The sequence below is a fragment of the Streptomyces sp. NPDC051104 genome (genome assembly GCF_040682835.1).
Classification (GTDB): domain Bacteria; phylum Actinomycetota; class Actinomycetes; order Streptomycetales; family Streptomycetaceae; genus Streptomyces; species Streptomyces cynarae.
The window spans coordinates 729,327-752,079 of sequence record NZ_JBFBBS010000001.1; the positions used below are offsets into that span (position 1 = coordinate 729,327).

24 protein-coding genes and 1 pseudogene are annotated in these 22,753 nt (G+C 71.5%); 6 read left to right on the top strand and 19 right to left on the bottom strand.

The window, feature by feature from the left end; all coding sequences use genetic code 11:
* Window positions 1–222: 222 nt before the first annotated feature.
* Together AB0N14_RS03490 and AB0N14_RS03495 are read right to left on the bottom strand one after the other, a co-directional pair.
* On the bottom strand, window positions 223–798 hold the full coding sequence (locus AB0N14_RS03490) for a sigma-70 family RNA polymerase sigma factor (RefSeq protein WP_055493219.1): 576 nt from the start codon (window positions 796–798) through the stop codon (window positions 223–225).
* Window positions 799–1,091: 293 nt separating this feature from the next.
* The gene (locus AB0N14_RS03495) at window positions 1,092–1,703 is read right to left on the bottom strand and encodes a response regulator transcription factor (protein ID WP_003948568.1); all 612 of its coding nucleotides are present in this window, start codon (window positions 1,701–1,703) and stop codon (window positions 1,092–1,094) included.
* Window positions 1,704–2,082: 379 nt separating this feature from the next.
* Between AB0N14_RS03495 and AB0N14_RS03500 the strand changes: the two genes are divergently transcribed.
* Window positions 2,083–2,427 (top strand): WhiB family transcriptional regulator, encoded by a 345-nt coding sequence (locus AB0N14_RS03500; protein ID WP_366024050.1) that lies wholly within the window; start codon window positions 2,083–2,085, stop codon window positions 2,425–2,427.
* Window positions 2,428–2,692: 265 nt separating this feature from the next.
* Here the strand turns inward: AB0N14_RS03500 and AB0N14_RS03505 are convergent, their stop codons facing one another.
* On the bottom strand, window positions 2,693–3,592 hold the full coding sequence (locus AB0N14_RS03505; protein ID WP_366024051.1) for a LysR family transcriptional regulator: 900 nt from the start codon (window positions 3,590–3,592) through the stop codon (window positions 2,693–2,695).
* Between the two features lie 80 nt (window positions 3,593–3,672).
* Between AB0N14_RS03505 and AB0N14_RS03510 the strand changes: the two genes are divergently transcribed.
* The 3 genes from AB0N14_RS03510 to AB0N14_RS03520 all read left to right on the top strand — a co-directional run bounded on the left by AB0N14_RS03510 (window position 3,673) and on the right by AB0N14_RS03520 (window position 5,994).
* A complete protein-coding gene (locus AB0N14_RS03510; RefSeq protein WP_366024052.1) occupies window positions 3,673–4,347 on the top strand; it encodes an MOSC domain-containing protein in 675 nt (224 codons plus the stop codon).
* Window positions 4,348–4,436: 89 nt separating this feature from the next.
* The gene (locus AB0N14_RS03515; protein ID WP_366024053.1) at window positions 4,437–5,210 is read left to right on the top strand and encodes an SDR family oxidoreductase; all 774 of its coding nucleotides are present in this window, start codon (window positions 4,437–4,439) and stop codon (window positions 5,208–5,210) included.
* Window positions 5,211–5,286: 76 nt separating this feature from the next.
* Complete coding sequence (locus tag AB0N14_RS03520; RefSeq protein WP_366024054.1) at window positions 5,287–5,994, top strand: ester cyclase; 708 nt, start codon at window positions 5,287–5,289, stop codon at window positions 5,992–5,994.
* 83 nt (window positions 5,995–6,077) lie between these two features.
* Here the strand turns inward: AB0N14_RS03520 and groL are convergent, their stop codons facing one another.
* The 4 genes from groL to AB0N14_RS03540 form a co-directional block, all read right to left on the bottom strand.
* Window positions 6,078–7,703: a chaperonin GroEL gene (groL, locus tag AB0N14_RS03525; RefSeq protein ID WP_366024055.1), complete on the bottom strand. Its 1,626-nt coding sequence runs from the start codon at window positions 7,701–7,703 to the stop codon at window positions 6,078–6,080.
* A gap of 119 nt (window positions 7,704–7,822) precedes the next feature.
* Complete coding sequence (gene groES, locus AB0N14_RS03530; RefSeq protein ID WP_009190181.1) at window positions 7,823–8,131, bottom strand: co-chaperone GroES; 309 nt, start codon at window positions 8,129–8,131, stop codon at window positions 7,823–7,825.
* A gap of 363 nt (window positions 8,132–8,494) precedes the next feature.
* Window positions 8,495–9,304: a polysaccharide deacetylase family protein gene (locus AB0N14_RS03535; protein WP_366024056.1), complete on the bottom strand. Its 810-nt coding sequence runs from the start codon at window positions 9,302–9,304 to the stop codon at window positions 8,495–8,497.
* Window positions 9,301–10,260 carry a polysaccharide deacetylase family protein gene (locus AB0N14_RS03540; protein ID WP_366024057.1) on the bottom strand — a complete coding sequence of 320 codons (960 nt, stop codon included), beginning with the start codon at window positions 10,258–10,260 and terminating at the stop codon, window positions 9,301–9,303. Before AB0N14_RS03540 ends, AB0N14_RS03535 begins: the two co-directional genes overlap by 4 nt.
* A 90-nt stretch (window positions 10,261–10,350) precedes the next feature.
* On the opposite strand from AB0N14_RS03540, the gene AB0N14_RS03545 reads away from it, so the two are divergent.
* On the top strand, window positions 10,351–11,523 hold the full coding sequence (locus AB0N14_RS03545; protein ID WP_366024058.1) for a class I SAM-dependent methyltransferase: 1,173 nt from the start codon (window positions 10,351–10,353) through the stop codon (window positions 11,521–11,523).
* Here AB0N14_RS03545 and AB0N14_RS03550 read toward each other — a convergent pair.
* The 8 genes and pseudogenes from AB0N14_RS03550 to tsaB all read right to left on the bottom strand — a co-directional run bounded on the left by AB0N14_RS03550 (window position 11,520) and on the right by tsaB (window position 18,253).
* The gene (locus tag AB0N14_RS03550) at window positions 11,520–12,836 is read right to left on the bottom strand and encodes a sigma-70 family RNA polymerase sigma factor (protein WP_366024059.1); all 1,317 of its coding nucleotides are present in this window, start codon (window positions 12,834–12,836) and stop codon (window positions 11,520–11,522) included. The genes AB0N14_RS03545 and AB0N14_RS03550 overlap by 4 nt on opposite strands.
* Before the next feature lie 44 nt (window positions 12,837–12,880).
* Window positions 12,881–13,237 (bottom strand): YciI family protein, encoded by a 357-nt coding sequence (locus tag AB0N14_RS03555; protein ID WP_366024060.1) that lies wholly within the window; start codon window positions 13,235–13,237, stop codon window positions 12,881–12,883.
* Window positions 13,238–13,356: 119 nt separating this feature from the next.
* Window positions 13,357–14,436: an LCP family protein gene (locus AB0N14_RS03560; RefSeq protein WP_366024061.1), complete on the bottom strand. Its 1,080-nt coding sequence runs from the start codon at window positions 14,434–14,436 to the stop codon at window positions 13,357–13,359.
* Window positions 14,437–14,585: 149 nt separating this feature from the next.
* A pseudogene (locus AB0N14_RS03565) lies at window positions 14,586–15,634 on the bottom strand (LacI family DNA-binding transcriptional regulator).
* Window positions 15,635–15,707: 73 nt separating this feature from the next.
* The gene (locus AB0N14_RS03570) at window positions 15,708–15,974 is read right to left on the bottom strand and encodes a hypothetical protein (protein ID WP_366024062.1); all 267 of its coding nucleotides are present in this window, start codon (window positions 15,972–15,974) and stop codon (window positions 15,708–15,710) included.
* A complete protein-coding gene (gene tsaD / locus AB0N14_RS03575; protein ID WP_366024063.1) occupies window positions 15,971–17,068 on the bottom strand; it encodes a tRNA (adenosine(37)-N6)-threonylcarbamoyltransferase complex transferase subunit TsaD in 1,098 nt (365 codons plus the stop codon). The genes AB0N14_RS03570 and tsaD overlap by 4 nt, the downstream gene beginning before the upstream one ends.
* Window positions 17,061–17,591 carry a ribosomal protein S18-alanine N-acetyltransferase gene (gene rimI / locus AB0N14_RS03580; RefSeq protein WP_366024251.1) on the bottom strand — a complete coding sequence of 177 codons (531 nt, stop codon included), beginning with the start codon at window positions 17,589–17,591 and terminating at the stop codon, window positions 17,061–17,063. The genes tsaD and rimI overlap by 8 nt, the downstream gene beginning before the upstream one ends.
* A gap of 8 nt (window positions 17,592–17,599) precedes the next feature.
* Window positions 17,600–18,253, bottom strand: coding sequence for a tRNA (adenosine(37)-N6)-threonylcarbamoyltransferase complex dimerization subunit type 1 TsaB (gene tsaB, locus AB0N14_RS03585; RefSeq protein WP_263231477.1), 654 nt, complete (start codon window positions 18,251–18,253; stop codon window positions 17,600–17,602).
* A gap of 123 nt (window positions 18,254–18,376) precedes the next feature.
* Here tsaB and AB0N14_RS03590 point away from each other — a divergent pair, with 123 nt between their 5' ends.
* The gene (locus tag AB0N14_RS03590; RefSeq protein ID WP_366024064.1) at window positions 18,377–18,931 is read left to right on the top strand and encodes a hypothetical protein; all 555 of its coding nucleotides are present in this window, start codon (window positions 18,377–18,379) and stop codon (window positions 18,929–18,931) included.
* Window positions 18,932–18,995: 64 nt separating this feature from the next.
* On the opposite strand, the gene AB0N14_RS03595 is transcribed toward AB0N14_RS03590, so the two are convergent.
* The 4 genes from AB0N14_RS03595 to alr all read right to left on the bottom strand — a co-directional run bounded on the left by AB0N14_RS03595 (window position 18,996) and on the right by alr (window position 22,389).
* Complete coding sequence (locus AB0N14_RS03595) at window positions 18,996–19,178, bottom strand: hypothetical protein (RefSeq protein WP_366024065.1); 183 nt, start codon at window positions 19,176–19,178, stop codon at window positions 18,996–18,998.
* Between the two features lie 147 nt (window positions 19,179–19,325).
* Window positions 19,326–19,847, bottom strand: coding sequence for a tRNA (adenosine(37)-N6)-threonylcarbamoyltransferase complex ATPase subunit type 1 TsaE (gene tsaE, locus AB0N14_RS03600; protein WP_366024066.1), 522 nt, complete (start codon window positions 19,845–19,847; stop codon window positions 19,326–19,328).
* Between the two features lie 89 nt (window positions 19,848–19,936).
* Complete coding sequence (locus AB0N14_RS03605) at window positions 19,937–21,157, bottom strand: alpha/beta hydrolase (RefSeq protein ID WP_366024067.1); 1,221 nt, start codon at window positions 21,155–21,157, stop codon at window positions 19,937–19,939.
* Between the two features lie 68 nt (window positions 21,158–21,225).
* Window positions 21,226–22,389, bottom strand: a complete 1,164-nt coding sequence (gene alr, locus AB0N14_RS03610) for an alanine racemase (RefSeq protein ID WP_366024068.1) — start codon at window positions 22,387–22,389, stop codon at window positions 21,226–21,228.
* Window positions 22,390–22,753: the final 364 nt, after the last annotated feature.

Consider the following 22,753-nt stretch of genomic DNA (forward strand, 5'->3'; position numbering starts at 1 on the left):
CCCCAAATGGCCTTGATCGGTGCGGATGTCCATGCTAACGGGAAGCATGGGGCTCTCATTCCACGGTTGAGGGTGCTGCTCGGCTCCGTATGTTCGTACGGAGTCCCTGAGTCGCCTGTTCACGCAGCCCTCGGAGGCCTCCGTCCCCATGGGCTGAACTGGGCTGGCACCGCCGGATTACGCCGTCGTGGCTGGTCGCCGTCGCGGCGGGGAGGAGTGCCGCTACTGTTCAGCGAGCGCCCGCAACCTGCTCAGCGCCCGGTGTTGCGCCACCCTCACCGCTCCCGGTGACATTCCCAACATCTGACCCGTTTCTTCCGCCGTCAAGCCCACGGCGATGCGGAGCAGGAGCAGCTCGCGCTGGTTCTCCGGGAGGTTGGCGAGGAGTTTCTTGGCCCACTCGGCGTCGCTGCTGAGCAGGGCGCGCTCCTCGGGGCCCAGGGAGTCGTCCGGTCGTTCGGGCATCTCGTCCGAGGGGACCGCCGTCGAGCCGGGGTGACGCATCGCGGCACGCTGCAGGTCCGCGACCTTGTGCGCGGCGATCGCGAAGACGAACGCCTCGAAGGGGCGCCCGGTGTCCTTGTAGCGCGGCAGGGCGAGCAGCACCGCGACGCAGACCTCCTGGGCCAGGTCCTCGACGAAGTGCCGGGCGTCGCCGGGCAGCCGGGACAGTCGCGTACGGCAGTAGCGCAGCGCCAGAGGGTGGACGCGGGCGAGCAGATCGTGGGTCGCCTGCTCGTCGCCGTCGACGGCGCGATGGACGAGTGCACCGATCAGCGTTGTCTCGTCGTCGCGCATCGGTCCATGGTGCCTCGGCGTCGCGCGGTCCGTGGCACCGCGTCCGTAGTTGTGCACCGAAGCGTTATGAGCAGGTGCGCCGGAACTCATCTCCTGCGCCCTCCCCTCCCGCTCGATCGACTCGTCCCCGAGGAACTCCACACCCTCAAGGATGCGGCATCGGCGACGAAACGAGCAGCGGGCATCCGGCGGGCCCCTTCGCCAGGCGGTTCCAGGGAGGAGCTTCCCTGAGGTCGCCGTGCCCCGCCCGCCCTGCGGCAGGCGGGGATCTGCGCACCCCCGCGGTGATCCACTTAGCGGACCAGGCCCCACCGGAAGCCGAGCGCCACCGCGTGTGCGCGGTCGGACGCGCCGAGCTTCTTGAACAGACGCCGGGCGTGCGTCTTCACGGTGTCCTCGGAGAGGAACAGCTCGCGGCCGATCTCCGCGTTGGAACGGCCGTGGCTCATGCCCTCCAGCACCTGGATCTCCCGTGCGGTGAGCGTGGGCGCGGCACCCATCTCGGCCGAGCGCAGCCGCCTGGGCGCGAGCCGCCAGGTCGGGTCGGCGAGCGCCTGCGTGACGGTCGCGCGCAGCTCCGCACGCGAGGCGTCCTTGTGGAGATAGCCGCGCGCGCCGGCGGCGACCGCGAGCGCCACCCCGTCGAGGTCCTCCGCGACGGTGAGCATGATGATGCGCGCACCGGGGTCGGCGGACAGCAGTCGCCGCACGGTCTCGACGCCGCCCAGACCGGGCATGCGTACGTCCATCAGAATCAGGTCCGAACGGTCGGCCCCCCAGCGGCGGAGGACTTCCTCGCCGTTGGCCGCCGTCGTCACGCGCTCGACACCGGGCACGGTCGCCACCGCGCGGCGGAGCGCCTCTCGGGCAAGCGGGGAGTCGTCGCAGACGAGGACGGATGTCATGACCGCCCTCCGCAGCTGATGCGCGTCACCTTGAGCCTCCAGGCTGGTACGAATCGTCACCTGTGCGGTCGACGCCCTCGGACGCCTGCCCGAGCGCTTGTTTTTTCAACCGCCTCCGCACTCTCAACGATGGTCACTCGAAAGAGTTACGGTGCAGCAAGCCATCTTCGGCACTGTACGTGAGGGCGCGGACACGGTGCAGACACGCGCAGCGTAACCCCCAACTTTCATCACAACCTATGCCCCATTTAGCCGCTTTTCTTCCCGTTAGCTGGTGTCTGGGGCTAGATTCGCAATGAGTCATATTTTCATCTCATAAGATCGAGGATGTACGGTCGACAACACATATCCGCCCAGAACGGCATCAAGGGGACATGCAATGGCAGATTTCTCCCGCCTTCCCGGTCCGAACGCGGATCTGTGGGACTGGCAGCTCCATGCGGCCTGCCGTGGGGTCGACAGCTCGCTCTTCTTCCATCCCGAGGGTGAACGCGGGGCGGCCCGGAGCGCTCGCGAGAACTCGGCCAAGGAGGTCTGCATGAGGTGCCCCGTCCGCGCCGAGTGCGCGGCCCACGCCCTGGCGGTGCGCGAGCCGTACGGGGTCTGGGGAGGGCTGACCGAGGACGAGCGCGAGGAGCTCATGGGGCGGGCGCGGAACCGGCTGGTACCGGCCTCGACGACGACCGGTGGAGGCCACGGCCACCACGCCGCCTCGAACAACTGAAGGAACGTTTCTTCGGACACGGGCACGCGCATGTGCCCGGCTTTGGGGGGTTCCACCGCCCCGAGGGGGCTGTTTCAGGGGGCAGGCACCGCCCGTCAGGGGGTCATTTCACGGGTCGGGCCGTTGAGGGGGATGTCAGGGGGCGTTCAGGGGGATATGTGGGGGCCGTTCCGCACACGCCCCAGGGCGCCATCACCGCTCTTCGAGAACCCGCCGCCGCGCCCCGAGAACCCGCCGCCGAGCGAGGGTCTCTGCCACGGATCCCTTATCGCACGGCCGCCCGCGCCAGCTCCCCCAGTGTCGCCGCCACCGCCGGCACCTGGGCCAGGTCCGGCAGAGTGAGGGCGACGATCTCCCGACGCACCGCCGGTTCCAGCGCGACCGGGCGCACCCCCCTCGGACGTACGGACTCGACCGCGAGCCCGGGCAGGACGGCCACGCCGAGGCCGGCGCCGACCAGGCCGACCACCGCCGGATAGTCGTCCGTCGCGAAGTCGATGCGCGGCGTGAATCCGGCACTCTCGCAGACCTGCACCAGCTGCCCCCGGCAGCGCGGACAGCCCGCGATCCACGGTTCCCCCGCGAGTTCGCCGATGGCGACGGACTCCGCGCGCGCCAACCGGTGCCCCTCGGGGACGAGCCCGACGAGCCGGTCGGTCAGCAGCGGCCGTACGACCAGGTCGTCCCACTCCTCGACGCCCGCCTCCGCGCCCTCGTAGCGGAAGGCCAGCGCGATGTCGCAGTCACCGGCGCGCAGCTTCTCCACGGACTGAGGCGGCTCGGCCTCCTCCAGGGAGACGCGGGTGCCCGGGTGCGCGGCGCGCAGGGCGGCGAGCGCGGTCGGGACCAGTGTGGAGCTGCCGCTCGGGAAGGAGACGAGACGGACACGGCCGGCTCTCAGGCCCGCGATGGCGGCGACCTCCTCCTCGGCGGCGGTCAGCCCGGCCAGGATGCCCGCCGCGTGCCGTACCAGCGCCTCGCCGGCCTCCGTCAGGCGCATCTCGCGGCCGCTGCGCACCAGCAGCGGCGTGCCGACGGACGCCTCCAGGGCCTTCATCTGCTGGCTGACGGCGGGCTGGGTGCAGCCCAGCTCGCGCCCCGCCGCCGAGAAGGAGCCGGTGGCGGCCACGGCGCGCAGCACACGGAGATGTCGAGCCTCGATCACGCCGTGAGCATAAGTCAGCCTTGGGTATGGCCGCGAATAATGCGTCGCCTCTTTGACCGCAGGTCCCTTACCGTGCGGGCATGAAGCTTCTGTCTCTGAACGCGGGCCGGCCCGTGGCCGTCGACTACACCGACCAGCCGCAGGGTCTGACCGGCATCGACAAGCGGCCGGTGGACGGGCCCGTGCGGGTGACCGCGCCGGGACCGAAGGGGACCGGCGCGAGCGGGCTGGCCGGGGACGCGGTGTGCGACCTGCGGCACCACGGTGGTGACGACCAGGCGGTGTACGCGTTCGCCCGGGAGGACCTCGACGGCTGGGAGCGTGAGCTGGGCCGGTCGCTGCCGAGCGGCTCGTTCGGCGAGAACCTCACCACCGAGGGGCTCGACGTGGCCGGCGCGCGGATCGGCGAGCGCTGGCGGATCGGGGCCGAGCTGGTCCTGGAGGTGACCTGCGGGCGGATTCCGTGCCGTACCTTCCAGGAGCACCTGGGCGAGCGCGGCTGGGTGAAGCGGTTCACGCACAAGGGCGCGCCGGGCGCCTATCTGCGCGTGATCGAGCCGGGCGAGATACGGGCAGGCGACCCCATCGCCGTCGTGCACCGGCCCGACCACGACGTCACCGTCGCCCTGCAGTTCCGGGCGGTGACCACGGAACGGCACCTGCTGCCGCGCCTGTTGGCGGCGGGTGACGCGCTGCACCCGGAGAGCGTGACGGCGGCACGGGAGTACGCGGGCAAGTATGCGGGAAGGAACTAGCCCCAGGCGTATGAACGTTGGCGGCGCGACCGGTGAAATGCCCGGTCCACCAGGCGGACTCGCCGACTCCGGGTCACTATCGTTGGGTCATGACAACGGCTCTGATTACGGGATCGACCGCGGGCATCGGCGCCGCGTTCGCACGGCGGCTGGCCGCCGACGGCCATGACCTGGTCCTGGTGGCGCGCGACACCAAGCGGCTGCGGGAACAGGCGACCGAGCTGCACGACCGGCACGGCGTCGAGGCCGAGGTGCTGATGGCGGATCTGGCGACCGACGAGGGCATCGAGGCGGTGGCCAGGCGCCTGTCCGACCTGAAGAACCCGGTCGACCTGCTCGTGAACAACGCGGGCTTCGGAAACAAGGGCCGTTACCTCGACGTGTCGATGGCCGACGAGCTGCGGATGCTCAAGGTGCACTGCGAGGCGGTGCTGCGGCTGACGAGCGCGGCGGCGGAGGCGATGCGCAAGCGCGGTCGCGGCGGGATCGTCAACGTGGCCTCGGTCGCGGCGTTCGTGCCGCGCGGCACGTACGGGGCGTCGAAGGCGTGGGTCGTGCAGTTCACGCAGGGCGCGGCGAAGGACCTGGCCGGGTCGGGCGTACGGCTGATGGCGCTGTGCCCGGGCTTCGTCCGCACCGAGTTCCACCAGCGGGCCGGGATGGGCACGGACAACATCCCGAACTGGATGTGGCTGGACGCGGACAAGCTGGTCGCCACCGCGCTCGCCGACCTGGCCCGCGGCAGGACGCTGTCGATCCCGGACCCGCGGTACAAGGTGCTGATGGGCATGGTGAAGGTGACGCCGCGCGCGCTGCTGGGCGGGATCAGCTCACGGACGGGACGCAAGTACGGGCCGCAGTAGCACGGGTGACGCCGCCCCTCGGGTGGGAAAATGGGGCATATCTGCCGGAGGACCCAGGGGGGCCGGAGGCGGCGTCATGACATTCGTGCAGCTCATCGACTGCAAGACCAGCCGGTTCGACGAGATGAACCGGATCATGGACAGATGGGTCGAGAAGACCAGGGGCAGGCGGACGGCGACCCACGACGTGATCGGCAGGGACCGGTCCGACGCCTCGCACTTCATCGAGATCGTGGAGTTCCCCTCCTACGAGGAGGCGATGCGGAACTCCAACCTCCCGGAGACCGACCAGGTCTTCCGCGACATGGTCGCCCTGTGCGACGAGATGCCCACCTTCGTCGATCTGGAGGTGGTGCGGGACGAGCAGTTGTACTCGGACGCGGTGCGGCGCCTGTTCGACACGCTGGCGACGGCGGGCGAACTGCCACCGCTCAACGACCTGATCGCGGAGGGCTGCCACAGCCACGACCCCGTCAACCCGCAGGACACCATCGGCCTGGACGCCATCCGGCGCGAGTACCGGATGTGGCGGGACGCCTTCGACTTCACCTTCACGATCGAGGACCTGATCGAGCAGGGCGACCGGGTGTGCACGCGGTGGACCTGGGACGCCACGCACAAGGGCGAGTTCCTGGGCATCCCGTCCACCGGCAGGAAGGTCAGCATGTCCGGTATGACCCTCTTCCGCTTCGGTGAGGACGCGAAGATCGCCGAGACCTGGTGGCAGCACGACCAGCTGGGGCTGATGGAGCAGCTGGGGGCGCTGGACGAGTTGGAACGGTAGGGCGGTGGAACAACGGGGGTAACAGCGGGAAGGCCCGGCACCCCCCGTAGGGGCGCCGGGCCTTCTGCGACGTGGGACGTACGTCAGTGGGAGTGACCGTGGCCGTGGCCGGCCGCGGCGGGCTCCTCCTCTTCCTTCTTCTCGACGACCAGGGTCTCGGTGGTCAGAAGCAGGGAGGCGATGGAGGCGGCGTTCTCCAGGGCGGAGCGGGTGACCTTGACCGGGTCGATGACGCCGGCCTTGATCAGGTCGCCGTACTCGCCGGTGGCGGCGTTGTAGCCCTGGCCCTTCTCGAGCTCGGCGACCTTGGAGGCGATGACGTAGCCCTCCAGGCCCGCGTTCTCCGCGATCCAGCGCAGCGGCTCGACGACCGCGCGGCGCACGATGGCGACACCGGTGGCCTCGTCGCCCTCCTTGCCGAGGCCGTCGGCCAGCACCTTGGAGGCGTGGACGAGGGCGGAGCCACCGCCGGAGACGATGCCCTCCTCGACCGCGGCGCGGGTCGCGGAGATGGCGTCCTCCAGGCGGTGCTTCTTCTCCTTCAGCTCCACCTCGGTGGCGGCACCGACCTTGATCACGCACACGCCGCCGGCCAGCTTCGCGAGGCGCTCCTGGAGCTTCTCGCGGTCCCAGTCGGAGTCCGTGGTCTCGATCTCGGCCTTGATCTGGGCGATGCGGCCCGCGACGTCCTCGGACTTGCCGGCGCCGTCGACGATCGTGGTGTCGTCCTTGGTGACGGTGACGCGGCGGGCGGAGCCCAGCACGTCCAGGCCAACCTGGTCGAGCTTGAGGCCGACCTCCTCGGAGACGACCGTGGCGCCGGTGAGTACCGCCATGTCCTGCAGCATCGCCTTGCGGCGGTCACCGAAGCCGGGGGCCTTGACGGCGACCGCGTTGAAGGTGCCGCGGATCTTGTTGACGACCAGGGTGGACAGGGCCTCGCCCTCGACGTCCTCGGCGATGATCAGCAGCGGCTTGGAGGAGCCGGCCTGGATGATCTTCTCCAGCAGCGGCAGCAGGTCCGCGATGGCGGAGATCTTGCCCTGGTTGATGAGGATGTACGGGTCGTCGAGGACGGCCTCCATGCGCTCCTGGTCCGTCACGAAGTACGGCGACAGGTAGCCCTTGTCGAAGGCCATGCCCTCGGTGAAGTCCAGCTCCAGACCGAAGGTGTTGGATTCCTCGACGGTGATGACACCGTCCTTGCCGACCTTGTCCATCGCCTCGGCGATCAGCTCGCCGACCTGCTGGTCCTGAGCGGACAGCGCGGCGACGGCGGCGATGTCGGACTTCTCGTCGATCGGGCGCGCGGTGGCCAGCAGGTCGTCGGAGACGGCCTTGACGGCGGCGTCGATGCCCTTCTTCAGGGCGGCCGGGGAGGCGCCCGCGGCGACGTTCCTCAGGCCCTCGCGCACCAGCGCCTGGGCGAGCACGGTGGCGGTGGTGGTGCCGTCACCCGCGATGTCGTTGGTCTTGGTCGCCACCTCCTTGACCAGCTGGGCACCGAGGTTCTCGTACGGGTCCTCGATCTCCACCTCGCGGGCGATGGTGACGCCGTCGTTGGTGATGGTCGGGGCACCGAACTTCTTGTCGATGACGACGTTGCGGCCCTTGGGGCCGATGGTCACCTTGACCGTGTCGGCCAGCTTGTTGACGCCGCGCTCGAGGGCGCGACGGGCGTCCTCGTCGAACTTCAGGATCTTCGCCATGGCAGCGGGAGCCCTCTCGGAAATCTGGATGAACGAAACTGCGCCCCGGGCGCCCGGCTTCTCTTATCGGTCGCGGGGGCCAGGGGCGCAGCTCAGAGCAAGGAGTGCTTCGGGGTGAACTACTTCTCGATGATCGCGAGCACGTCGCGGGCCGAGAGAACGAGGTACTCCTCGTTGTTGTACTTCACCTCGGTGCCGCCGTACTTGCTGTAGAGCACGACGTCGCCGACCTTGACGTCGAGCGGAAGGCGGTTGCCGTCCTCGAAGCGGCCCGGGCCCACGGCCAGGACGACGCCCTCCTGGGGCTTCTCCTTGGCGGTGTCCGGAATGACCAGGCCAGAGGCCGTGGTCTGCTCGGCGTCCAGCGGCTGGACCACGATGCGGTCCTCGAGCGGCTTGATGGCAACCTTGGAGCTGGCGGTCGTCACGATCCGACCTCCCCCTTCGGAGATCTCACGGGGTTAACTGTCTGAGGTGGCGACCAGGTCGATCCGTCGTCGCGGGTGCCGGACCTGCCCGTCGCTTTGTTGGCACTCTCCGGTGGTGAGTGCCAGAGCCGAGACTATGACCGCGATTAGCACTCGGTCAAGCGGAGTGCCAATGCGTTGCGGCGCGCGCCGTGGTGAGTTGGGTTGCCCGGGGGCTGGTTTCACCCGGGGGTGGGGTGACCGCCCTGGGGGCTCCGCCCCCAGACCCCCTGTCGGCCTGACGGCCTCGCCCTCGAGCTCCCCCAAGCTCTTCGAGCAGGGGGGATCCCCGGACAGGCTGATCTCACCGCCCGGCGCCCCCGGTCAGAGGTAGTCCTCCAAACGGGCCACCGTGAACCCCCTCGCCTGCAGGCGGCGCAGGACGCGGGTCGTTTCCGTGGTCAGGGAGGTCAGGGGGCGGCCCGGTTCGTGGGGGCGGAGGATGTCGCCCGGATGGAGGGCCGTGGACCTTCCGTAGGCGTGTGTCGGGCGCCACAGGATCAGGGCCTTGATGCCGCAGTCCGCCGCGGCCCGGAGGGTCGTGCGGTCGTACCGGCCGTAGGGCGGGCGCAGCAGAACGGGGCGCCGGCCCGGGCGGGAGCGCAGACGGTCCCGCCCGGCGCAGATCTGGGCGCGCTGCTCCGCGTAGGGCCGGCCGCGCAGTCCGGCGTGGTCCAGGGTGCGGTTCTGGATGGTCGCCCCTGCCGCCCGTAGCCGCGCGACCCGCGCATACGCCTGTCCGGCGGCCGTGTCCGTGAGGAAGACGCTGATGGGCAGCCGCAGGTCCCGGACCATCTCGACGAACCGGGGGTCCCGCTCCGCGCCCTCGTCGTAGGTGAGGAAGACGACCTTGTCGCGGGTGGGGACGCGGTCGAGGACCTCCGGCAGTCCCTGCTTCGGGCCGACGTGCCGGGACAGGGGGCGGGCCGGCCGGGGCGCGGGCGCGAGCGGGGCGGTGAGCCCCCAGTGGCGGTAGGCCCCCTCGTGCGGACCGTACGACCTGCGCACCCTCTGCGCCGCCTTCTTGCCCAGCCGTTCGATGGGGTCGACCGACTGGGCGCAGCCCGCCGTCCCGGCCAGGACCGCGGCGGCCAGGAGCCCCGCCAGCAGTGCGCGCAGCCGCCGTGCCCTCACAGGTAGTCCTCCAGGCGGGCCACCGCGTACCCCTCGTCGGTCACCTTCTTCAGGAACCTGCGGATCACGTCGGGCATCGTGCCGTTCCAGTCCGACCGGCCGCGGAAGTGGGTCAGCACGATGTCCCCGGGGTGCAGGCTCCGGTCCCACTCGCGGTACTCCCAGTGGTCGACGTAGACCTCCTCGTCCCAGATCGGCGCGTATCCGATGCCGCAGGACTTCGCGGCGCGCAGGGTGTCCCTGTTGTAGTTCCCGAACGGCGGCCGGAAGACGGTCGGGCGCCTGCCGAACTGCTCCTCCATCACGTCCTGCATGCCGCAGATCTCCTGCCGCTGCTCCTCGTACGACAGCCCCGGCAGGTAGGGGTGGTGCAGCGTGTGGTTGTCGAGCGTGACGCCACGGTCGCGCATCTTCCGGAAGTACCCGTAGTCGTCCTTGATCAGGTAGTCGCTGAGGAACGCCGTGTACGGGATCTTCAGGTCGCTCATCATCCGCAGGAACGCCGGGTCCTTCTCGTCACCGTCGTCGATGGTGAGGAAGACGACCCTGTCCTTGGTGGGGATGGTCGTGAAGATCGGCGGCAGGTCGTCGCCGTCCTGCACCTCGAACCCCTTGCGGAAGGTGATCACCGGCTTGTTCTCCGGCGCGGGGGGCGCGACCAACGGCACCTTCTTCAGTCCCCAGCGCTTGGCGGCGGCCACGCGCTGGGCGTACGCGGCGCGCAACTTGGTGGCGTACTCGTCGAGAGCGCGCGCTGCCGGGGGCCTGAAGGGCTCCTGCGGGCCGTGCGCGCCGTGCACCCCTTCACTGCCGGTGCATCCGGTGGCGAGGGCGGTGGCGGCCAGGACAGCGAGGCCCGCGCGGGCCACGACCGTCGGCCCAGGACCCGTCAAGCGCGGCACACGCACATCAGTGCATTTTGCGCACTTTTTGTCGTCTTGTCCTACGAGTCGCATGGTGTCGGATCCTTCCAGCCACCGGCGGCCACGGCGGGCCGACACCGCGACCCGGCGCACGCCATCCACCGACTGGCCGACAATGACCGGGTGAACGACCTCTCCTTCGCCTCCCTGCTCACCCCCGAGGGCCGCGCCCTCCTGGACGAGGTGCGCGGCACCGACCCGGCGCGGGAGTTGGCCGTCGCCACCCGGCTGCGCCGCGAGCACCCCGCCGAGCTGGTCTCCGCGGCCCTCACGCAGGCACGGCTGCGGGAGCGGGCGGCGGCGAAGTTCGGCGTGGGCGACGCACAGCGGATGTTCTTCACCCCGAACGGCGTCGAGCAGTCCACCAGGGCCACGGTCGCCACCCACCGCGCCGAGCGCTTCCGGGCCCTCGGGGTGACCTCCGTCGCCGACCTGTGCTGCGGCGTGGGCGGCGACGCCATCGCGCTCGCCCGGGCCGGCATCCGCGTCCTGGCCGTGGACCGCGACCCGCTGACGGCGGCCGTGGCGCGCGCGAACGCCGACGCGCTGGGCCTCGCCGGCCTGATCGAGGTCCGCGAGGCCGACGTCACCGAGGTGGACGTCTCCTCGTACGACGCCGTCTTCGTCGATCCCGCGCGGCGCGGAGGACGCGGCCGCATCTTCGACCCGGAGGCGTACTCGCCCCCACTGTCCTGGGCGGTGGCCACGGCTCTGCAGGCCCCGCGCGCCGCCCTGAAGGTGGCGCCGGGCATCCCGCACGAGGCGGTGCCCGACGAGGCGGAGGCCGAGTGGATCTCGGACGGCGGTGACGTGAAGGAGGCGGTGCTGTGGTTCGGCACGCGGCCGGGCGAGGTACGGGCCACGCTCCTGCCCGGACCGCGCGTGCTGCGCGGTCGCGGCCTGCCCGACCCGCCGGTGCGTCCCCTCGGCCGCTACCTCTACGAACCCGACGGCGCCGTGATCCGCGCCCACCTGGTGGCGGAGGTGGCCGAGGAGGTGGACGGCGGCCTGATCGACGAGACGATCGCCTATGTGACGGCGGACGGGCGTCGCGACTCCCCGTACGCCACCGCGTACGAGATCACCGACCGGCTCCCCTTCAACGTGAAGAAGCTGAAGGCGCTGCTGCGGGAGCGGGAGGTCGGGATCCTGACCGTGAAGAAGCGCGGCTCGGCCGTCGAACCGGAGGAACTGCGCCGCAAGGTCCTGCCCAAGCCGCACGGCCCGCACGCGGTGACCGTGTTCCTGACCCGGGTCGCCGGGGCGCCGACGATGCTCCTGGGGCACCCCGTCTAACGACAGTCCTCCGCGCGCGCCGTGAGCAGCTGACGTTCCCTTTCGTTGCGGGCGAGGGCGGCGGCCCGGACGAACTCCTCACGGGCCTCGGCCCTGCGCCCGAGCCGGGCCAGCAGGTCTCCACGGACGCTCGGCAGCAAGTGGTAGTCGCGCAGGGCCGGTTCAGCGGCCAGCCGGTCGACGATCTCCAGGGCCGGGCCCGGTCCCTCCGCCATCGAGACGGCGACCGCGCGGTTCAGCTCGACGACCGGTGAGGGGGAGCGGTCGGCCAGCAGACCGTACAGGGTGGCGATACGCGCCCAGTCCGTCTCCTCGTACGTGTACGCGAGCGCGTGGCACGCGGCGATCGCGGCCTGCAGGACGTACGGGCCAGGGGCCCCTGATGGGGGTCCCCCCTGCTCGAGCGAAGGCGAGAGCTTGGGGGACACCGCGTCGGCGCGGCCCAGGGCAGCGATGCCGCGGGCGATGAGCAGGCGGTTCCAGCGCGCCCGGTTCTGGTCCTTCAGCAGCACGGCCCCGCCGTCCGGCCCGGTGCGGGCCGCGGTTCGGGAGGCCTGGAACTCCAGCAGTGCGGCCAGCCCGTGCACCTCGGGCTCCTTGGGCATCAGCTCGGCCAGAACCCGGGCCAGCCGCAGGGCGTCCTCGCACAGGGCGGGGCGCAGCAGGTCGTCGCCTGCCGTGGCCGCGTACCCCTCGTTGAAGACGAGGTAGACGACCTCGAGCACGGACCCGAGCCGGGCCTCGCGCTCGGGACCGTACGGCACCTCGAAGGCGACGCCCTTCGTCGCGAGCGTCCGTTTCGCGCGGACGATGCGCTGTGCGACGGTGGCTTCCGGCACGAGGAACGCGCGTGCGATCTCGGCCGTGGTCAGTCCGCCGAGCAGCCGCAGGGTGAGCGCGATGCGGGACTCGGCGGACAACACCGGGTGGCAGGCGGTGAACACGAGCCGCAGCAGGTCGTCGTCCATGTCGTCCGGGTCGGACGGCACGTCCACGTGGTACGGCGCCGCCTGGAGGTCCCGCCCGACCTCCTCGAGCTTGCGCGAGTACCGTTCCCGGCGGCGTACGAGGTCGATCGCGCGATGCCTGGCGGTGGTCATGAGCCAGGCGCCCGGGTTGTCGGGCACGCCGTCCCGCGGCCACTGGTCCAGCGCGGCTACCAGGGCGTCCTGCGCCAGCTCCTCGGCTGTCCCGACGTCCCGGACGATCCGGGCGACACCGGCGATGACGCGGGGGGACTCCATCCGGAAGACGGTCTCGATGGCGCCGGCCGGGCCGTCGGAGGCAGGGGCGGCGGTGGGCTGCTGTTCCACAGCCCACCATGCAACACCCCCGGCGGGCGGACGCAAAGCGGCGCTCACGCCTCGGCGATCTCCCGGACCTCACAGGTGATCGTCCAGTACTCCTCATGCACCTTCACGAACCGCTTGGCCCACTCGATCGCCTCGGCCCTGTCCTTGCACTGCATGAGCGCGTAGCCGCCGATGACCTCCTTGGACTCGGTGAACGGGCCGTCCGTGACGGAGAGCTTCCCGTCCTCCCAGCGCACGCGGGCCCCCTGGGCGGCCGGCGTGAGCCCGGCGGTGTCGAGCATGACCCCGGCCTTGGTGATCTCCTCGATCAGCTCGCCCATGCGCTGCATGAGCTCGGGGCTGGGACCCTCCGCGGGCGCGGTGGTCTCGTCGACGCGCACGATCGACAGGAAACGCGGCATGGTGACTCCTCGGGTACGGCGGCCGGGCTGCTCCCGGCCTCTATGCCTTGCGTCGAACGAGCGCGTCCTGGATCGACACGGCGACGGAATTTTCTTCGAGGGGTTTTCCGGGGGTGTTCTCACCGCAGCGAGGCCCACAGCTCGCCGGCCGCCGGTTCCTTCGCCACCACCCGGTTGGCGTCCGAGGGGGCGGGCACCACCGGCATCATCACCGTCGTCACGTTCTTCGACGTCAGGCCCTTCAGGCTCTCGCCCAGACGCGTCAGCTCCGGCAGCGAGTCCAGGCCCGTGTCCGTGGTCAGGCTGCCGGTGGTCGCGTCGGCGACCCGGTACAGCTTCGCGGGATCGGTGAGCAGATCCGTGGAGCCGAGCTGGTCCAGCAGCGCCTTCACCAGTTTCTGCTGGAGAACTATGCGGCCGAGGTCGCTGCCGTCGCCTATGCCGTACCGGGTGCGGGCCAGGGCCAGGGCCTGGTTGCCGTTCAGGTGGTGGGCGCCCGCCTTCAGGTCCAGATGGCTCTTGTCGTCGTAGATGTCCTGGTCCGTCGTCACCGTCACGCCGCCGAGCGCGTCCACCAGTTCGGCGAACCCCGAGAAGTCGATCTCCAGAAAGTGGTCCATGCGGATCCGTGTGATCGACTCGACCGTCTTGACCGCGCAGACCGGACCGCCCAGCTCGTAGGCGGTGTTGAACATCACCCCGTACGCCACCGCCGTCCTGCCGCCCGACGCCGACGGGCACGACGGCCGGGTGACGAGGGTGTCGCGCGGGATGCTGACCACGGTGGCCTTCGTGCGGCCCGCGTCGATGTGCACCACCATCGCCGTGTCCGAACGGGCCCCTGAGACGTCACCCCCGCCGAGGGCGGCGTTCTGCTTGCCGCTGCGCGAATCGGAGCCCAGGACCAGGATGTTCAGGGCGCCGCTCGGCAGGGGCGATGCGGACGCGGGGGCCGAGGGTGTCGGGCGCGCCGGGCGGTCGGTGCCCAGCGCGCCGTCGATGTCGACGCTCTTGATGTTGTGGTTGAGACGCCAGTACGCCCACGCCGCCCCGGCGGCCGTGAGGACGACGCCGCACGCGATCACCGCGCCGACGAATCTGATCAGCCGTGTCCGCCGGCCGCCGCGTCTTCCCACGCCCCCGTCACCATCCCCGTCCCCGCCCCCGTGTGCATCAACTGAAGCCACACGGAGGAACATAAGTCCGAATTATTGCGAGCAGAGACAGCGGAGCGTCATTCTTCGGAAAATCTCACGTTCTCGCCCGCCCTCAGCCCGGCGTCACTGCGGGAGGGCGCGAAAATTTCGGAGGCCGGAACGTCAACTTCCGGTCGGCATGGCCCTGGTGGTCACGCGGGCGGCGCCCCGGTGCTGCTGCGCACCACCAGGCTGGTCGCCAGCTCGATGCGGGTCGCCACCGTGGGCGCGTCCGCACGGCCGAGGTCCAGTACCAGCCGTGCCGCCGCCTCCGCCATCTCCATGAGCGGCTGCCGTACGGTCGTCAACGGCGGCCCCACCCAGCGAGCCACCGGCAGGTCGTCGAACCCGACCACGCCGAGGTCCTCCGGAACGCGCAACCCCAGCTCGCGCGCCGCCTCGTAGACCCCCAGCGCCTGGAGGTCGTTGCCCGCGAAGAGAGCCGTCGGCCGGTCCGGGCGGCGCAGCAGTTCGCCGCCGAGCCGGTAGCCCGCCTCGTGGTGGAAGTCCCCCGTCCGGACCAGGTCCGGAGCCACGGGCAGCCCGGCGGTCTCCAGGGCCGCCCGGTAGCCGTCGACCCGCGCGCGGCTGCACATCATGCGCGTGGGCCCGCTGATCGCGCCGATCCGGGTGTGCCCCAGCTCGATCAGATGCCGGGTCGCGGCCAGACCGCCGTGCCAGTTGGTGGCGCCGATGGACGGCACGTCGTCCCCCGGATCGCCCCCGGGTCCATGACCACGAACGGGATGGAACGGCTGGTCAGCAGCGCGCGCTGGGAGGCGTCCAGGCCGGACAGCACGAGGATCACACCGTGCGGGCGGCGGGCGGCGACCTGGTCGGCCCAGGTACGGCCGGGGGTGAGCCGCCCCGGGCTCTCGGACAGCACCACGCTCAGCCCCGCGTCGCGCGCCACGTTCTCCACCCCACGGATGACCTCCATCGCCCAGGAGCTCTCCAGCTCGTGGAAGACGAGGTCGATCAGCGGCGCACGGCTCGCTTCGGCCCGGCGCCGGCGGTAGCCGTAGGCGCGCAGCAGTTCCTCGACGCGGGCCCGGGTCGCCGGGGCGACGTCGGCCCGGCCGTTGAGCACCTTGGACACCGTGGGCGCCGACACCCCGGCCGCACGGGCTATCTCGGCGAGCGTGGCGGTCCGTGCGGAGCGCCACGCTCCGTTCGCGCCGGCGGATTGCGCGGGAGTCATGGGCGGGATCGTATGCCCGGAAGATTCGACGCACCATCCGAAAGATTCGGAAAGGAACGGGAGTTGAGTCGCGTCAGTCCCGTCGGTCCGCCGTCACCGACTCGAACCGCCACCGGTGCACCGCCCGGATGACCAACTCCCCGTCCGGCTCGGGAAGTTCGGGGAGGTCGGCGGTGAACTCCGCGTCCCACCAGGTGATGACGAGGACGCGGTCCTGCGGGGCCCGGAAGGTCTCGCGGCGCAGGGGCGGGGGCGTCAGCTCCCGGGCGCGGGCCCAGGCCAGCAGGTCCTCACCCCGGCCGGCGACCGCCCGGGCCTCCCACATCAGCGCGACCGTCACGAGTAGAGGTTCTCCTTGCTCACCTCGTGCACGTGGTCGTGGTCGTGCGAGTTGCCCGGCACATGCGGGTCCGTCACCGGCAGCGACGAGTCCGCCGACAGGTCCCAGGACGACGCCGCACGGCCCCGGGCGACCATCTCCGCGCCCAGCGCGGCGACCATCGCGCCGTTGTCCGTGCACAGCTTCGGCCGCGGCACGCGCAGGCGGACGCCGGCCGCCTCGCACCGCTCCTGGGCCAGGACGCGCAGCCGGGAGTTCGCCGCCACGCCGCCGCCGATCATCAGGTGGTCGACGCCCTGGTCCTTGCAGGCGCGCACCGCCTTGCGGGTCAGCACGTCCACCACCGCCTCCTGGAAGGACGCCGCCACATCACGGACCGGCACCTCCTCCCCCGCCGCGCGCCTGGCCTCGATCCAGCGGGCCACGGCCGTCTTCAGACCGGAGAAGGAGAAGTCGTACGCGGGGTCACGCGGGCCGGTCAGACCACGCGGGAACGCGATCGCCTCCGGGTCGCCCTCCTTGGCGTACCGGTCGATGACCGGGCCGCCCGGGAAGCCGAGGTTCAGCACGCGCGCGATCTTGTCGAAGGCCTCGCCGGCCGCGTCATCGATCGTCGAACCCATCGGCCGTACGTCCGAGGTGATGTCCGTGGACAGCAGCAGCGACGAATGGCCGCCGCTCACCAGCAGCGCCATCGTCGGCTCCGGCAGCGCGCCGTGCTCGAGCTGGTCCACGCAGATGTGCGAGGCCAGATGGTTGACGCCGTACAGCGGCTTGCCCAGCGCGTACGCGTACGCCTTCGCCGCGGACACGCCGACCAGCAGGGCGCCGGCCAGGCCAGGCCCGGCGGTGACCGCGATGCCGTCGAGGTCCTTCGCGGAGACTCCCGCGTCCTTCAGCGCGCGCTCGATGGTCGGGACCATCGCTTCCAGGTGGGCGCGCGACGCGACCTCCGGGACGACCCCGCCGTAGCGCGCGTGCTCGTCGACGCTGGACGCGACGGCGTCCGCGAGGAGGGTGGTCCCGTGGACGATGCCGACACCGGTCTCGTCACAGGACGTCTCGATCCCCAGGACCAGGGGTTGGTCAGCCATTGATCTCGGTTCCTCGTGCTGATGGGGAGCCCGCGGCGAAGTCGCCGTCGGGTGTGGTGGTCAGGCGCATCACCAGGGCGTCCACGTTCCCCGGCTGGTAGTAGCCGCGCCTGAAACCGATGGCCTCGAAGCCGAAGCGCTCGTACAGCTTCTGCGCGCGTACGTTGTCGACCCGGCACTCGAGCATCACCTCGGCGCACTCGAACGCGGTTGCGGCGCGCAGCAGCTCGGTCAGCAGCCGTCCGCCGAGTCCCGTGCCCCAGCGGTCGCGGGCCACGGCGATGGTCTGGATGTCGCCGAGGTCGCCCTGGGCGGCCAGCCCCGCGTAGCCGACGATGCGCTCGCCCTCGACGGCCACGACATAGCGGCGGGTGGCCTCCGGGCCGCGGGAGTGCGCGAGCTCGGACCAGAACATGCCCCGCGACCAGGCGTCCTCCGGGAAGAGGTCCTTCTCCAGCTCCAGCACGGGGTCGATGTCCCACCAGCGCATCTCGCGCAGCCGGGGCGTCTCGGGCGGGGTCACGGGCTCGGTCACTTCGGCGTGACCACCTTGTAGCTCTTGGGTACCTGTGCGTCGGGGCGGCGCAGGTACAGCGGACGCGGCGCGGGCAGTTCCTCGCCCCGGGCGAGCTTCTCGGCGGCCAGGGAGGCGAGGGCCGCCGCCGAGACGTGCTCGGGCTCGTGGACGTCCGGGAAGGTGTCCGGGTACAGCAGCGCGCCGGCGCCGATCGCGGGCAGGCCCGCGACCTTCTCGGTGATCTCGGCGGGACGGTCGACGGCGGGCTCGGTGACACGGGTGCGGGCATCGTCGTAACGCGCCCAGTAGACCTCCTTGCGGCGTGCGTCCGTGGCGACCACGAAGGGCACGGTCAGGTCGGAGGCGTATGCGAGGCCGTCGAGGGTGCACAGGCCGTACACGGGCACGCCGAGCGCGAGTCCGAACGTGTCGGCGGTCATCAGGCCGACCCGCAGCCCGGTGTACGGGCCGGGGCCCACGCCGACGACGACGCCGGTGACGGCGTCGAGCCGGGTGCCCGCCTCGGCGAGGATCCGGTCGACGGCGGGCAGCAGGAGTTCCCCGTGCCGCCGGGCGTCGACCTGGCTCGTCGAGGCGACGACGGACGTGCCGTCGTGCAGCGCGACGGTCACGGCGGGGGTGGCGGTATCCAGAGCGAGCAAGAGCACGCAAACAGCGTACGGCGCCCGCGCCCCTCGCACGGCCGGGCCGGTCCCCACCGCGGCTGCTGCTACCGTCACAGCAAAGGTGTGCGACGCAAGCGCGTGCACGGTGTCGAGAGGTGGGCAAGGGTGGCTAGGAGCAGCTCGGGATTCGTGGCCGGGCTCACCGTGGCGGCCGTCGCCGCGGTCGGTTTCCTCGCCTACCAGGCGTCGGCACACGTGCCCGACACGCTGGGCAAGCCGCAGGTGAAGAAGTCGCCGGGAGCCGGCGCGTCCAAGGCCCCGCGGGACAAGGCGAACCCGGCGGCGCTGCCCGGGGACTCCGGCACCGGGGAGCGGGTGGTGTACTCGCTCGACGACGACCGGGTGTGGCTGGTCGGCACGGACAACAAGGTGGAGCGCACCTTCACCGTGATGCCGGGGACGGTCGACCCGGCCCCGGGCACGTACGCGGTGACGTCCCGGACCGCGGCCGGGACCGGTTCGGACGGCAAGCAGGTGGAGCACATCGTGCGGTTCGCGCTGAGCGACGGCGTGGTGTTCGGCTTCAGCGCGGCCGTGGACGGCTCGACACCGAGGCCGGACGGGTCTAAGAAGCTGGGCGGGATCCGCGAGGCGCGTACGGACGGCACGGCGATGTGGGAGTTCGCGACGATCAACCAGAAGGTGGTCGTCGTCAAGTAGTGGTCGTCGTCACGTAGCGGACGCCGTCACGTAGCGGACGCCGTCACGTAGCGGACGCCGCGCCCTACGCGGCCCTGCGCCCGTCCTCGGTCACGGGAGCCGGCTGTGGCTTGTCGGGCGCCGGGTCCCTCGGCGGGGTCGAGACCGCCTTGGCCGCGGCGCACGACGCGAGCAGATCCTTCATCGACACGTTGCCCGGCCCGGGCACCACGCGCGGCTGCGCCTCGTCGCGTTCTGAAGCCGGCATGGACGCCTCCTGGTGTCGCGGGGGCGACAGGGTTAGGCAGACCTGACCACGGTCCTTTCCGACCATGTGACCACGGCGGATGCCCACGGCGCAATATCTTGCCGACGCCTTGTCGGGACGTTACCCGCATGATGCGGGGGGCCGCCGCTAAAGGGGCGCCCCCAGGTCCACCTGCGCCCAGCGCTCCCCGAACCCCGCGAGCGTCACATGCCGGACCTCGTCCGTCGTGTCGCCCACCGCCCGGTGGATCGTCACGTGCAGGCGGTCCTCCGTCAGCTCCTCGACCTTGCCCTCGCCCCACTCCACGACGACCACCGACTCCGGCAGCGAGACGTCGAGGTCGAGGTCCTCCATCTCCTCCAGGCCGCCGCCCAGCCGGTACGCGTCCACGTGGACCAGCGGCGGGCCGTCCCCGAGGGAGGGATGCACGCGGGCGATCACGAAGGTCGGCGAGGTGACCGCTCCCCGCACCCCCATGCCCTCGCCGAGCCCGCGGGTCAGCGTGGTCTTGCCCGCGCCCAGCTCGCCGTTCAGCAGCACGAGGTCGCCGGCGCGCAGCAGCTTGGCCAGCCGGCGCCCCAGTTCCTGCATCTGTTCGGGGGAGGTGACGGTGAGCTCGGCGGTGACGCCCTCAGGCGCCGGGGTCTGCGATGTTGCGAGTTCTTCCATGGTCACTCACTTGCAGTAGTACGCTTGTCACGCCCCGCAAGGGGCCGGTTCGGGCTGGACCGCAGCCGAAAGGCTGGAAGCCACCTCCATCAGGAGAGGGCGGAGTCACAGCCCCCCACGGTAGCCGTGGCGGGCACCGCTCCGGTGCGGGCGAGCAGATCGGCGAGGCGGTCTATGACGACCTCCGGGTGTTCCAGCATGACAAGGTGCCCGGCGTCCGGCACGAGCACCAGTTCGGCGTCCGGCAGCAGGTCGGCGATCGCCTCGCTGTGCTCGCTGGGGGTGACCAGGTCCTGCACGCCGGCCAGGACGAGCACCGGAAGGTCGGCGAAGCGGGCGAGCGCCTTGGTCTTGTCGTGGTCGCTGAAGGCCGGGTAGAACTCGGCGACCACGTCGATCGGCGTGCTCTCGATCATCCGCTCGGCGAACCGGGCGACGGCCGGATCGATGTCCCGGGACGCGAACGAGTACCGCTTGATGATCCCCGCGAACAGGTCGGCGGTGGCCCTGCGTCCCTTCTCCACCAGCTCGGCCTGCTGCCCGAGTGCCCTCAGCACTCCGGGAAGGATGCGGCGTATCGCGTTGACGCCCGCGACGGGCAGACCGAAGTTGACCTCACCGAGCCGCCCGGACGACGTACCCACGAGGGCGACGCCGACGACCCGGTCGCGGACCAGTTCGGGGTACTGGTCGGCGAGCGCCATGACCGTCATGCCGCCCATGGAGTGGCCGACGAGCACGATCGGCCCCTCGGGCACGGCCGCGTCGATCACGGCCTTCAGGTCGCGTCCGAGCTGGTCTATGGAGACCGGCGTGCCGTCGGCCTGCGCCATGCCCCGCCCGGAGCGGCCGTGGCTTCGCTGGTCCCAGTGCACGGTACGGACGACGCCGCGCAGCGCGGCCCGCTGGAAGTGCCAGGAGTCCTGGTTGAGGCAGTAGCCGTGGCTGAAGACGACGGTGACCGGGGCGGGGGCCTTGCGTCCGAAGAGCCGGCGGCGCCGCTGTGCGGGGATCCTCTCCGCCCGCTCGACGTCGTCGACCTCGTAGTACAACTCGGTGCCGTCGTCCGCGTACGCCTTGCCGGGGATGCCGCGGAGGGTGCCGTACGGCCCCGCCGAGTCGAGGGCCAGCCGGGCCTTCCTGCGCATGCCGCGGCCGACCGTTGTCCGCTCGATCGCGACGCCGGCCGCGGCACCCGCCGCGACCACGCCTAGCGCGGCGCCGGCGAGACCGGCGAGACGCCAGTTGCCGGCGGCAGCGGCGGTCGCGCCCATGACGGCTTCCGCCGTCTCCGCGCTGCTCTCGCTCACGTCCCGCTCCTTCTTGCCGGGGCCCCCGCCCGTTCAGCCGTACGTCTGCCCCGGCTCACCCGTGTGGATTACCCATCTTGTTCCGCGTTCACCTTTACGTAGACGCGCGGGACGCGGGTTCCGATCCGGGTCACGATTTCGTAAGCGATGGTTCCGGCCGCCTGCGCCCAGTCCTCGGCGGTGGGTTCGCCCCGGTCGCCGGGGCCGAAGAGGACCGCCTCGGTGCCGGGCGGGGGCTCGTCGCCGCCCAGGTCCACGACGAACTGGTCCATGGCGATCCGGCCCGCGACGGTGCGCAGCTTGCCGTCGACCAGGACCGGTCCCGTACCGGAGGCGTGGCGCGGGATGCCGTCCGCGTAGCCGACCGGGACCAGGCCGAGGGTGGTGGCGCCGGGGGTGGTGTACAGATGGCCGTAGCTGACGCCGTGGCCGCTGGGGACCTGCTTGACCAGGGCGAGCGACGCCTTGAGGGTCATGACCGGGCGCAGTCCGAAGTCGGCGGGGGTGCCGAGTTCGGGGCTCGGTGAGATGCCGTACATCGCGATGCCGGTGCGCACGAGGTCGAAGTGGGCCTCGGGCAGGGTCAGCGTGGCGGGCGAGTTGGCGATGTGCCGCACCTCGGGGCGCACGCCCTGCTGCTCGGCGTACGCCACCATCTCGCGGAAGCGGGCCAGTTGGGCCTGGACGGAGGGGTGGCCGGGTTCGTCGGCGCAGGCGAAGTGGGACCACAGGCCGACGACGGTGACCAGGCCGTCGGCCTGCGCGCGCAGGGCCTCGGCGACGAGTTCCGGCCAGTCGCCGGGCTGGCAGCCGTTCCTGCCCAGGCCGGTGTCGGCCTTGAGGTGGACCCGGGCGGGCACGCCCGCGGCGGCGGCCGCCTCGCGCACCTCGTCGAGGGCCCACAGGCCGCTGACGGACACGTCGATGTCGGCCTCGACGGCACGCTGCCAGGGGCCGCCGGGGGTCCAGAGCCAGCACAGGACGCGGCCCGGCACTCCTGCCTCGCGCAGGGCGAGGGCCTCCTCGGGGGTGGCCGTGCCGAGCCACTCGGCGCCGGCTTCGAGGGCCGCGCGGGCGCACGGCAGGGCCCCGTGGCCGTACGCGTCCGACTTCACGACGGCCATCAGGGCCGCGCCGGGCGCGACGGCGCGCAGGGCACGCACGTTCGCCCGCAGGGCCGCCAGATCGATCTCGGCGCGGGCACGCAAGGATGCTGTCTCGATACGTTCCATCGCGCCCCAGTGTCTCAGAGGGGCCGAACGGCACGGGTGACGGTACCGGCGGGTAGCGTTCCGGCAGCCGCTGCCTCAGCCGGGTCCCCTCCGTTTCCTCATCCGGGCCCGTTCAGGACCGGTGACCAGGTCACCTCCCGAGCCGTCCAGGCGACGTCCGAGCCCCTCCGGGCCCGTCCAGGCTCGCATCCGAGCCGCTCAGGCCCCATCGAGCCTCATACGGACCCGAGGCCCAGGCCCATCCGGGCCCCGCCCGTGCCTCACCCAGCCCATCCGGGCCCCGCCCGTGCCTCACCCAGCCCATCCGGGCCCCGCCCGTGCCTCACCCAGCCCATCCGGGCCCCGCCCGTGCCTCACCCAGCCG